The sequence below is a fragment of the Arthrobacter sp. NPDC056727 genome (genome assembly GCF_042790555.1).
GTDB lineage: Bacteria > Actinomycetota > Actinomycetes > Actinomycetales > Micrococcaceae > Arthrobacter.
The window spans coordinates 140,996-152,572 of the sequence record NZ_JBHTZA010000013.1 but is presented as its reverse complement, the minus strand read 5'-3'; the positions used below and the strand labels follow the sequence as shown (position 1 = coordinate 152,572).

At 66.4% G+C, this 11,577-nt stretch carries 9 protein-coding genes; 2 read left to right on the top strand and 7 right to left on the bottom strand.

Annotated elements, in window-relative coordinates:
* Window positions 1-94: IS3 family transposase (locus ACFRAH_RS14725; protein WP_377991646.1), on the top strand; the 94-nt coding region annotated here is incomplete at its 5' end.
* A gap of 66 nt (window positions 95-160) precedes the next feature.
* Here the strand turns inward: ACFRAH_RS14725 and ACFRAH_RS14720 are convergent.
* On the bottom strand, window positions 161-1,120 hold the full coding sequence (locus tag ACFRAH_RS14720; RefSeq protein WP_377991641.1) for an endonuclease domain-containing protein: 960 nt from the start codon (window positions 1,118-1,120) through the stop codon (window positions 161-163).
* 186 nt (window positions 1,121-1,306) lie between these two features.
* The gene (locus ACFRAH_RS14715) at window positions 1,307-1,843 is read right to left on the bottom strand and encodes a DUF2306 domain-containing protein (RefSeq protein WP_377991640.1); all 537 of its coding nucleotides are present in this window, start codon (window positions 1,841-1,843) and stop codon (window positions 1,307-1,309) included.
* A 98-nt stretch (window positions 1,844-1,941) separates the two neighbouring features.
* On the opposite strand from ACFRAH_RS14715, the gene ACFRAH_RS14710 reads away from it, so the two are divergent.
* Window positions 1,942-2,565 (top strand): MerR family transcriptional regulator, encoded by a 624-nt coding sequence (locus tag ACFRAH_RS14710; RefSeq protein ID WP_377991639.1) that lies wholly within the window; start codon window positions 1,942-1,944, stop codon window positions 2,563-2,565.
* Window positions 2,566-2,676: 111 nt separating this feature from the next.
* Here the strand turns inward: ACFRAH_RS14710 and ACFRAH_RS14705 are convergent, their stop codons facing one another.
* From ACFRAH_RS14705 to glgX, 5 genes are all read right to left on the bottom strand, one after another.
* Window positions 2,677-3,762: an inositol-3-phosphate synthase gene (locus ACFRAH_RS14705; protein WP_377991638.1), complete on the bottom strand. Its 1,086-nt coding sequence runs from the start codon at window positions 3,760-3,762 to the stop codon at window positions 2,677-2,679.
* 179 nt (window positions 3,763-3,941) lie between these two features.
* Window positions 3,942-4,982, bottom strand: a complete 1,041-nt coding sequence (gene mgrA, locus ACFRAH_RS14700) for an L-glyceraldehyde 3-phosphate reductase (RefSeq protein WP_377991637.1) — start codon at window positions 4,980-4,982, stop codon at window positions 3,942-3,944.
* Window positions 4,983-5,077: 95 nt separating this feature from the next.
* On the bottom strand, window positions 5,078-6,886 hold the full coding sequence (gene treZ / locus ACFRAH_RS14695; protein WP_377991636.1) for a malto-oligosyltrehalose trehalohydrolase: 1,809 nt from the start codon (window positions 6,884-6,886) through the stop codon (window positions 5,078-5,080).
* On the bottom strand, window positions 6,883-9,210 hold the full coding sequence (gene treY / locus ACFRAH_RS14690; RefSeq protein WP_377991635.1) for a malto-oligosyltrehalose synthase: 2,328 nt from the start codon (window positions 9,208-9,210) through the stop codon (window positions 6,883-6,885). The genes treZ and treY overlap by 4 nt, the downstream gene beginning before the upstream one ends.
* Window positions 9,207-11,555, bottom strand: coding sequence for a glycogen debranching protein GlgX (glgX, locus tag ACFRAH_RS14685; RefSeq protein WP_377991634.1), 2,349 nt, complete (start codon window positions 11,553-11,555; stop codon window positions 9,207-9,209). The genes treY and glgX overlap by 4 nt, the downstream gene beginning before the upstream one ends.
* Between the last annotated feature and the right edge of the window lie 22 nt (window positions 11,556-11,577).

The following is an 11,577-nucleotide window of genomic DNA, read 5'->3' as shown; positions in this document are numbered from 1 at the left end:
CGAGTACATCCGCTGGTACAACACCGAAAGAATCTCGACGAAACTAAACGGCCTGAGCCCGATACAATACCGAAGCCAGGCCCTCGCGGCCTAGGCCTTACTAACCTGGTCCAACTATCGGGGACCAGTTCATCCCCGTCGCCCCAATCGAAACCCTTCCTCAGACAGCGTCGGCGAATCCGGAGGCCTGAGGATGGTCCTGCCGGCTCTTTCTCAGGGTGCGCTTGATCTTGCGAATGGCCTCGTTGAACCCATCCGCCAAGTCCTCCTTGCCGAAAACCAGAACACTCCACCCGGCAGCGACAAAGGCCTTATTCCGCCGCCTGTCGCTGAAGATCTGGGCCTCGTGAAGGTGATGTTCGCCGTCGTATTGGATTGCCAAGCGTCGCTGTCGGTAGCCAAGGTCGGCACTGGGCCCGACGGCGTCGTTCTCTCTCAGGGACACTTGTAGCTGAGGCTCCGGGAGTCCAGCGTCTTCCATCGCGAGACGCAGCAGCGATTCGGGCGCAGAATCCGCACCGACACGCATCCGATCGAGTGCCGCACGTGCCCGGACCACACCCTGAAGATTCGGGTGGCGGGCGACGAGGCGACGCAGGCCCTCAAGTGTGTCGAACGGCGTGGTGCGGTCTTCGAATTCCGCTCTGGGGACACGAATGAGCTCGTCACCCATGCAGACCAGTTCGCACTCTGACAGCCGCCTTGCCATATCCAACCAGGTGCGCGACCTACTGCTGATTCGGATGCCGTCGACAAATTCAATCTCGTCCTCGAATGCCAACACCGAGTGCCCGAGCACCCCTCTTCGCCGGACTTCCGGCAGCGCATGGGGCTTACTCAGATGCAATTCATTTGAGTCCGCCAGCCACGCCGGCAGGATTTGGCGTCGAATCCGAGCAGCCGTGACGTGCGAAATCCACGCCTCGGGGGAAGCTTCCGAAAGTGCCCGTGCCGCCGCCTCAAGCTCGAAGCTCCAGCCAGCCGGGCGGTACAGCTCACGGCTTACATGCGCGACGTCGGCCCGCCGCAGTCTGTTGGGTGAAATTCCGGAGGCTTTCGCAGAGCCCCATGTAAAAGGAGCGTCGACCAGAGCGACAGGGAGATCCGTACGTGGTTGCATACGGCATTGTTGCTCGAAACCAGCCTGCCCCGCAGAAGTTATCCACAGGCTAGGCAGCCTGTCGGCGAATGAAGAGGAAGGATACCTTTTGAAGTGGCGAAACGTGAGGAAGCGTCCGGCCTGAAGCGACGGAACGTGAGGAAGCGTCCGGCCTGAAGCGACGGAACGTGAGGAAGCGTTGGTCAGCTAGTTTGGGCCTGCGCCGGTTATTGCCGAAGATGCGGGCGCCGTGGGCTGGTCCAGCTTTCGACTCGATCCCGTGACGCGCTGGCCTTCGCCCCGCCGCAGCGATACGAAGACGACGGCGACGCTGGCCGCCACCAGCGCGGCGACGAACAGGGCGGTCGGGAGGTCCTCGGCCAGGAGGCGCGGAATCGCCCGGCCGGGCACTGAGATTGCGAATCCGAACGCCACGGCGATGCCGATGTAGCTGCCGATCATGTTTCCCCTGTGCGCCGCGATATTCCGGCGCACCGCGCTGATGAGCCCGAGGGTAACGGTCACGATCGTGAACGCGGAGAGCCCGTGAAGCCAGCTGAAATGCCCGTCGCTGACGATCCAGAAGCTGCTGAAGCAGACGTAATACATGGCGGCGACCCACAGGTATCCCATGGTGCGGTGGATGCGGTCACGGCTTCGGCGGAAGATCTGGACGGGGCCGATGGCGAGGACAAAAAGGGCGGCGACGACGTGGCTGGCCAGCAGTACGTTCCAAGGCTCCATAACCCTAGGATAGGAGCACTATCCAGTGGTGTAAATCAAGATAGTCAGCGGCGCGGCAGCTATCCAATGAGCTGGCTGCTGCGGGGAACGGAGCGGACATGCAGCTGAAGGACCTCAGCGAGCGGACGGGGGTCTCCCCTGCCAGCATCAAGTTCTATCTCCGCGAAGGGCTGCTGCCCGCTGGCCGTTCCATCCACGCCACCCGAGCTGAGTATTCAGAGCATCACGTGAGCCGGCTGGAACTGATCCAGGCGCTGCGGCACGTGGTCGGGCTGCCTGTCGCCAAGATCAGCTCCCTGCTGAGAATGGCCGACGGCGGCGCACCCCGCCTTGAGATTTTGGCCGCCGTGCAGCGCACCGTGCTGGGCCTCGACGACGTAAGCACAGAGCATGGTGGGATGCGGACACCGGCGGGTGACGCCGTCGTACGTTTCCGGAACTGGCCGGACGTGCCGAGTGACGCCAGAAATGCCCTCAACGCCCATTTGGGCCTGATGGAAAGCCTCGGCGTACCTGCCGGTGCCGAGTTGCTCGACGTCTACAGCCAGGCGGTGGACACCATTGCCGCAGTGAATATTTCGGCTACCACCGCTCCGGAGGACGTCAACCAGCTCATCATGACTGCGGCGGTCGGCATGCACCTGCACGGCCAACTGGTCCTGAAGCTGCTGGCACTCGCGCATGCAAGCCACGCGATCCGGCGCTACGAACCCGATGCTTAACGCACGACGCTCCCACACCCGAAGGTGAGGGAGCGTCGCGTGAAAACCTGCAGGAAGTGATAGAGCGTTGGCCTAAAACCCGCAGGAAGTGATAGAGAGCCGGGGAGGGGCTTAGCGGTCGAGGTCGCCGCGGATGAAGGCCTCGACCTTTTCGCGGGCGAGGTCGTCGTTGAACTGCTCCGGCGGGGACTTCATGAAATAGCTCGACGCCGAGACCAGCGGACCGCCGATGCCACGGTCCAGGCCGATCTTCGCCGCACGGATCGCATCGATGATCACCCCGGCAGAGTTCGGCGAATCCCACACCTCGAGCTTGTACTCCAGCGACACCGGCGCGTCACCGAAGTTCCGGCCCTCCAGGCGGACAAACGCCCACTTGCGGTCGTCAAGCCACTGCACGTAGTCGGACGGGCCAATGTGCACGTCCTTCGCCGCCAGCTCGGCCTCAACGTTGGAGGTCACGGCCTGGGTCTTGGAAATCTTCTTGGACTCCAGCCGGTCACGCTCCAGCATGTTCTTGAAGTCCATGTTGCCGCCCACGTTCAGCTGGTACGTCCGATCCAGCGTCACGCCACGGTCCTCGAACAGCTTCGCCATCACCCGGTGCGTGATCGTCGCACCGATCTGGCTCTTGATGTCATCACCCACGATCGGCACACCCGCAGCCGTGAACTTGTCAGCCCACTCCTTCGTGCCGGCAATGAACACCGGCAGCGCGTTCACGAACGCCACCCCGGCGTCGATCGCGGCCTGCGCGTAGAACTCCGCAGCCTCCTGCGACCCGACCGGCAGGTAGCAGACCATGACATCAACCTGAGCGTCCTTCAAAGCCTGGACCACGTCAACAGGCTCCTCGGTGGACTGCTCGATCGTCTCCAGGTAATACCGGCCCAGGCCATCCAGGGTATGCCCGCGCTGCACCGTCACACCCGTCGGCGGGACCTCGGCCAGCTTGATCGTGTTGTTCTCACTCGCAAGAATCGCATCGGCCAGGTCAACACCGACCTTCTTGCCGTCCACATCAAACGCGGCCACAAACTGCACATCGTTGACGTGGTACTTACCGAACTCCACATGCATCAGACCCGGAATCGTGGCCTGCCGGTCGGCATCCCGGTAGTAATGGACACCCTGAACCAGCGAAGCGGCACAGTTACCCACACCGACGATGGCTACACGAATCGGATTCGAAGACACGGAACTCCTTTGAGAACAAACTTCATGTGCCCTGCGAGTCAGTACCTTGCTGTACGACGGCGTCTGACGGGCACCGCGCCACGCGGCGCGCTTATCAGTCTAACCAAACGCAGCAGGGGACGGCTTTGTTCCCGCCGTCCCTTGCCGCTTGATTACGCGCCGCTAACCCGAATGCTGGTTCAGACCCGCTGCGCCCAAAGGTTGATGTCGGATTCGACGGCGAACTCGTCGATCGCCGTCAGTTCCTCGCTGCTGAACTCCAGGTTGTTGATGGCGGACAGGGTGTCCTCGAGCTGCCGGACGCTGGACGCCCCGACGAGCGCCGAGGTCACCGGGGAGCCCTTGGGCTGGTCGCGCAGGATCCAGGCGATGGCCATCTGCGCCAGCGACTGTCCGCGGCCGGCGGCGATGGCGTTCAATCCGCGGACCCTGTCCAGCTTGTCCTCGGTCAGGGCGGATTCGGAGAGGAACCTCGCCTTGGCCGCACGGGAGTCAGCCGGGACGCCGTTCAGGTAGCGGTCGGTCAGCATGCCCTGGGCAAGCGGGGAGAACGCGATGGAGCCGGCGCCCACCTGTTCCAGCGCCTCGTAGAGGTTCGGCGAGCCGTTCTCGGTCCAGCGGTTCAGCATCGAGTAGCTGGGCTGGTGGATGAGCAGCGGGGTGCCGAGTTCCTTCAGGATGCGGGCGGCCTCGAGCGTCTGCTCCGGGGTGTAGGAGGAGATGCCCGCGTACAGGGCCTTGCCGGAGCGGACCGCGTAGTCCAGCGCACCCATGGTCTCCTCGAGCGGCGTCTCCGGGTCCGGGCGGTGGCTGTAGAAGATGTCCACGTAGTCCAGGCCCATCCGCTGCAGCGACTGGTCCAGGCTGGAGATCAGGTACTTCCGGGAACCCCACTCGCCGTACGGGCCGGGCCACATGTAATAGCCGGCCTTGGTGGAGATCACCAGCTCGTCGCGGTACGGCTTGAAGTCGTCCTGCAGGTGCCGGCCGAAGTTCGTCTCCGCGGACCCGTCCGGCGGGCCGTAGTTGTTGGCGAGGTCGAAGTGGTTGACGCCGAGGTCGAAGGCGCGGCGCAGGATGGCGCGCTGTTCGTCAAAGCGCTTGTCGTCGCCAAAGTTGTGCCACAGGCCCAGCGAGATGGCCGGCAGTTTCAGGCCGCTGCGTCCAACGCGGCGGTAGGGCATTGTTTCGTAACGGGTGTCCGAGGCCACATAAGTCATACGTTCCATCCTGCCAGCCGCACCCGGCGGGCGGGGCCGGCGTCCACCATCCGGTCACGGCAGTGGACGCCGCCCCAAGCCAAAGCGCCCGAAACTCAGTCACTCACGACGGCGGCGCTCAGCGGGCCGAGCTCCGCACGCCCGCCTTCCAGCCGGACGGCGTCGTCGGTGGCCAGCAGCAGGGCCGTGCCGGCACCGTCCAGGCTCACCGGCCGCTCGGAGAAGTTGAGCAGCACCTGAACACCGCCGCGCCGGAACCGCAGCCAGCGGGCGTCCTCGTCGAACTCCACCCGGGTGTCCTCGAAGCCCAGCTTGGTGAGATCAGGCGTCGAGCGGCGCAGCGCCGTGAGCGAACGGTACAGTTCCAGCAGCCGGGCGTGGTCGCCTTCAGCGGCTTCCGCCCAGTCCAGCTTGGAGCGGCGGAAGGTCTCCGGATCCTGCGGATCGGGCACGACGGCGGGATCCCACCCCATGCGCTCGAACTCCCTGATCCGGCCTTCCGCGGTGGCCTTGCCAAGCTCCGGTTCCGGGTGGGAGGTGAAGAACTGCCACGGCGTGCTGGCACCGTATTCCTCGCCCATGAACAGCATGGGCGTGAAGGGCCCGGTCAGGGTGAGTACGGCGGCCAGCGCCAGGCTCCCGTACGGCAGGCTCTGGGAAAGCCTGTCCCCGGTGGCGCGGTTGCCGATCTGGTCGTGGTTCTGCGAGCAGACCACTAGGGCGGCCGGGTGGACGGCGCTGAAGTTGATCGGCCTGCCGTGGTGCCGGCCGCGGAAGCTGGAGTAGCTGCCGTCGTGGAAGAAGCCGTCCCGGAGCACCTTGGCCATGGCCGCGAGCGAGTCGAAGTCGCTGTAGTAACCGGTGGTCTCGCCCGTGATGTTGACGTGCACGGCGTGGTGGAAGTCGTCGCTCCACTGCCCTTCGAGCCCGTACCCGTTGACATCCCGGGGGTACAGCAGCCGCGGGTTGTTGAGGTCGGACTCGGCAATGAGCGTCAGCGGCCGGCCCACCTCGGCGGAGACCTGGCTGGCCAGCGCCCCGAAGTCCTCCAGGATATGCACGGCCCGTTCGTCCTTGAGGGCATGGACGGCGTCCAGCCGGAGGCCGTCCACCCGGAAGTCGCGCAGCCACATGGCCACGTTGTCCAGGATGTACCGGCGCACATGGTCGGACCCGTCGCCGTCCAGGTTCACGGAGTCGCCCCACGTGTTGCCCTCGCCCTGCTTGAGGTAGGGCCCGAACCGCGGCAGGTAGTTCCCGCTGGGTCCGAGATGGTTGTACACCACGTCCTGGATCACGCCGAGGCCCGCCGAATGGGCCGCATCGACAAACCGCTGGTACGCCCCCGGGCCGCCGTACGCCTCGTGGACTGCGAACCACTGCACACCGTCATAGCCCCAGTTGTGCGTGCCGTTGAACGCGTTCACCGGCAGCAGCTCGATGAAGTCCACGCCCAGGCCGGCCAGGTAGTCCAGCTTGCCCGCGGCGGCATCCAGCGTCCCTTCGGGCGTGAACGTTCCCAGGTGCAGCTCGTAAATGACCGCGCCCTGCAGTTCCCGGCCCTGCCAGCCGTCCTCCTGCCACGTGTGCGCGGCGGGGTCGAACGTGCGGGACAGGGCGTGGACGCCGTCGGGCTGCCGCCGGGTCCGCGGATCCGGCAGGGGTGTTTCGTCGCTGTCCAGGAGGTACCCGTAGTCCACGTCGCCGCCTGACGGCGCCCCGGGCGCAGTCCACCAGCCGCCGTCCTCCGGCCCGGTGCCCGGCCGGTGCTGCATGGCGTAGCGCTCTCCGTTGGCCAGCAGCGTCACGGATTCAGCGACGGGCGCCCAGACGTCGAAGCGCTCCGGGCCCTGCACCGGCTTGGCCGCTTCGCGGGGATAGGTTGCCTGGCCTGTGGGCGTCATGACTCTCCTCCTGTCTGGGTATCTGCTGTCTGCGGCACCAGCAGCGCCACGGGGAAGGTCCGGAAGATGTCGGCGATCTCCACGGCCCCCGGTCCGAAGCCGGTGCCGGTCAGTTCGTCCGTCATGGCGGTGTGAAGTTCGACGGCGGTGTCCCGCCACCCGCCCGACCGTGCCAGTCCGTGGGGCAGCCGGGTCGCGAGGGTTACGGCCCCGCCCCGGTCGAACGCCAGCAGGTGCCCGGCGGCGGCCCCGTGGGCCTGCACCGGCCGGTAGCCGGTGAACAGTTCGGGCCGGTCGCGGCGAAGCCGCAGCGCCCGCGAGGTGACCAGCAGTTTGGCGGCCTGATCCGTGAACGACGGCGGCAGCCCGCCTGCGTCCAGCCGCTCCAGCGCGGCGCGGCGGTCGTCAAAGCTGAACGGGCGCCGGTTGTCCGGGTCCGTCAGCGACCTGTCCCAGAACTCCGTGCCCTGGTACACGTCCGGGACACCGGGCATGGTCAGCTGCACGAGCTTCGCCGCCAGGGAGTTCGAGGCGCCATGCGGTTCCAGGAGTTCCACGAGGGCTTCCACCTCTGCCCGCACAGCAGGGTTGTCGAAAACAGCGTCGACGGCGGCGGCCAGCTTCTCCTCGAACGCAGGGTCCGGATCGGTCCAGTTGGTCGAGTTCCCGGCTTCGCGTGCGGCCTTCAGCGCGTAGTACTGCAGGCGTTCCCGGCTGGCGGGCCAGGCGCCGGCGACGGCCTGCCAGAGCAGCGCCGACAGCGGGCCGTCGGGCAGCGGGGCCAGCTCCCGCAGCCGGCCCAACGCGCCCTCCCATTCGCCGGCAACCTCGGAGATGACCGAGATCCGGGCCCGCGTGTCCTCGCTGCGCTTGGTGTCGTGGGTGCTGAGCGTCGTCATGGACAACGGAAGCTCGGCCTGCCGGCGGGCCATCCGGGAATGGAACTCGTCCGGCTGCACGGAGAATTCGGTGGGATCGGCACCCACTTCCGTGAGGGTGCCCAGCCGGTTGAAGCGGAAGAACGCGGTGTCCTCCACGCCCTTGGCCATCACCATTCCGGAGGTCTGCTGGAAGCGCCGGGCAATTTCAAGGTCGGTGTCCAGCAGCAGCGGCTGCAGCACCTGGATGGCCTGGTCGAGTTCCGGCCGCCTGCGCGCGGCAAGCTCGCAGGCCTCCTTCAGCACCTCCGCACCCTCCGGCAGGTAGGTGCGGTAGACCGGGAAGGCGGCGATGACTTCGGCGATCGCGTCTGCTGCGGCATCGGCGGACAGGCCGGCGTCGCCCGGAACAAGCCGGGCCAGCCGCAGGATCTCCGAGTGGAGGATGCCGTCGGTGATCCGCCGCTTGGTTCCGCGGATCATGTCCTCGTAGTCGGCGGGCTCACCGCCGCGCAGCGATGCGTCCAGCCGGTCCAGCGGCTCCTGGCCGCGCGGGTCTACGAAGACGCGGTCGACGTCGGCAAGGGCGTCGTAGCCGGTGGTGCCCTCGCAGTCGAAGCTGGCCGGCAGCTGCTCCCCCGGCTCGAGGATCTTTTCGATCAGCAGGTAGGCGCCTCCGGTGGCCTCGCGCAGCCGCTTCAGGTAACCCCCGGGGTCGGCGAGCCCGTCCGGGTGGTCGATCCGGAGGCCGTCCGCGAGCCCCTCGCGGAACCAGCGCACCACCTCGTGGTGTGCCTCGTCGAAGACGGCTGGGATCTCCACGCGGACGCCGGCGAGCGTGTTGACCGCAAAGAAGCGGCGGTAGTTCAGCTCGTTGTCCGCGCGCCGCCAGCCCATGAGTTCGTAGTGCTGCCGGTCGTGGACCTCCCGCGGGGAGTCGCCCTCGGTGTAGCTGCCCTCGGCCAGCGGGAACCGGTGGTCGTAGTACCGCAGCTCCCCGTCCTTGATTTCGAGCTGGTCGAGGTCGTCGTCGCTGCCGAGGATGGGGAGCCGGATGCGTCCCCCGCCGAGGTCCCAGTCGACGTCGAACGCCTCAGCGTAGCGGGACTGGCGCCCCTCCTTGAGCAGCGACCACCACCACGGATTCTGTACCGGCGTGGCGACGCCCACGTGGTTGGGAACGATGTCGATCAGCACACCCATCCCGGCGCCGCGGGCTGCCTGGGAAAGGGCGGCCAGGCCTTCCGGGCCGCCGCGCTCGGGGTCGACGGCGGAGGGATCGGTGACGTCGTACCCGTGGTCGGAACCCTGCTCGGCGGTCAGGACCGGCGAGAGGTAGACCCAGTCAACGCCGAGCGAACGCAGGTACGGCACGGTTTCGGCGGCGTCGAACAGGGTGAAGCCCTTCCGGATCTGCAGCCGGTACGTGGAGACCGGCGTTCTCATGCGTCCTCCCCTGCAGGCTTGACCGCCCTCAAGTGGCGCTTTCCGGCAGGCCTGTCGGCCGGCCGCCGGGCCGGGTCCGGAGCAGGGGCCGAAACAGGGTCCGAAACAGGATCTGCCGGCTTCTTCGTTTTGGCCGGCTCGGGAACGGCCGGTGCCGTGAGCGCGGCGGTCTCGGCGGTGGTTGTCTGGGTCAGTGCCGCGAGCGAGGCCGCCACTGAATGGTCGGGCTCCTCCTCCGGCGCACTGTGCGCGCGCAGGACCACCAGGGACTTGGCCGCGACGGACAGCATGCTGCCTGCGTGCGCCGGCTCGGAGTCGGCGCTCCCGCCCGCGGTGTCGATGATGACGTCCCAGGCCGGGGCGTATTCGTCCGGCGGGAGCGTGAACTCGACGTCGCCGTCGTGCGCGTTGAAGTAGAGCAGGAAGTTCACGTCGGTGATCCGGCGCCCGCGGTCGTCATGGCCCTGGATGCCGTCGCCGTTGAGGAACATGCCCACAGAACGGCCGAAACCGCTGTCCCAGTCCTCCGGCTGCATGAGGTTGCCGTCGGGGTCGAGCCAGACGATGTCCGGCAGCCGCTCGCCTTCGCCTCGCCGGACGGGCCGGCCGTCGAAGAAGCGGCTGCGCCGGAAGGTGGGGTGCTTGGCCCGCAGCGAGTTGACGGCTGCGGTGAATTCGATGAGGGGCTGGTCCACGCTGTCCCAGTTCACCCAGGTCAGCTCGGAGTCCTGGCAGTAGCCGTTGTTGTTGCCCTGCTGCGTCCGGCCCAGCTCGTCGCCGTGCAGGATCATCGGCACGCCCTGGGAGAGCAGCATGGTGGCGATGAAGTTCCGCTGCTGCCGCGCCCGGAGCGCCAGCACCTTGGGATCGTCCGAGGGCCCCTCCGCCCCGCAGTTCCAGGACCGGTTGTGTGATTCGCCGTCCTTGTTCTCCTCGCCGTTGGCGTCGTTGTGCTTCTCGTTGTAAGAGACGAGGTCCCGCAGGGTGAAGCCGTCGTGCGCGGTGACGAAGTTGATGGACGCGACCGGGCGGCGGCCGGAGTGCTCGTAGAGGTCCGCTGATCCGGTGATGCGCGAGGCGAACTCGCCGAGCGTGGCAGGTTCGCCGCGCCAGAAGTCGCGCACGGTGTCGCGGTACTTGCCGTTCCATTCAGTCCATTGCGGCGGGAAGTTGCCCACCTGGTAGCCGCCGGGTCCCACATCCCAGGGCTCGGCGATGAGCTTGACCTGGGACACCACGGGGTCCTGCTGGATGAGTTCGAAGAAGGTGGAGAGCCGGTCGACGTCGTAAAACTCGCGGGCCAGCGCGGCGGCGAGGTCAAAGCGGAACCCGTCCACGTGCATCTCGGTGACCCAGTAGCGCAGCGAGTCCATGAGCAGCTGCAGGGAGTGCGGCTGGCGGACGTTCAGGGTGTTGCCGGTGCCCGTGTAGTCCATGTAGTACTGCTTGTCGTCCTCCACCAGGCGGTAGTAGGCCTCGTTGTCGATGCCCTTGAAGCTCAGGGTGGGCCCGAGGTGGTTGCCTTCGGCCGTGTGGTTGTAGACGACGTCGAGGATGACCTCGATGCCGGCGCGGTGCAGCGAGCGGACCATCGCCTTGAAGTCCTGGACCTGCTGCCCGGTGTCGCCGGTGGAACTGTAGGTGTTCTGCGGCGCGAAAAACCCGATGGTGTTGTAGCCCCAGTAGTTGCTCAGGCCCTTCTCCTGCAGCGTGCCGTCATTGACGAACTGGTGCACGGGCATGAGCTCGATCGCGGTGACGCCCAGCTTCTGCAGGTGGGAGATCACGGCCGGGTGTGCCACGCCGGCATAGGTGCCGCGCTGTTCCTCGGGAATCTCCGGGTGCAGCTCGGTGAGCCCTTTGACATGCGCCTCGTAGATGACCGACTTGTGGTAGGGGATGCGCAGGTTCTGGTCGTTGTCCCAGTCGAAGAACGGGTTGATCACCACGCCCATCATCATGTGCGGCGCGGAGTCGGCGTCGTTCTTGGATGAGGGGTCGCCCAGGTTGTAGGAGAACAGGGCCGGATCCCAGTCGATCTGGCCTGAGACTGCCTTGGCATAGGGGTCCAGGAGCAGCTTATTGGCGTTGAAGCGCTGGCCGCTGGCCGGGTCGTAGGTGCCGTGGACGCGGTAGCCGTACTTCTGTCCGGGCTGGATCTGGGGCAGGTAGCAATGCCACACGTAGCCGTCCACTTCACGGAGCGTTACCCGGGTTTCGGTGCCCTCGTCGTCGAAGAGGCAGAGTTCCACTTTGGCTGCGTGCTCGCTGAACAATGCGAAGTTGGTTCCCGTGCCGTCAAATGTGGCTCCCAGCGGGTAAGCCGATCCGGGCCAGATTTCCATTCGTGCTCCTATACATCGTCCA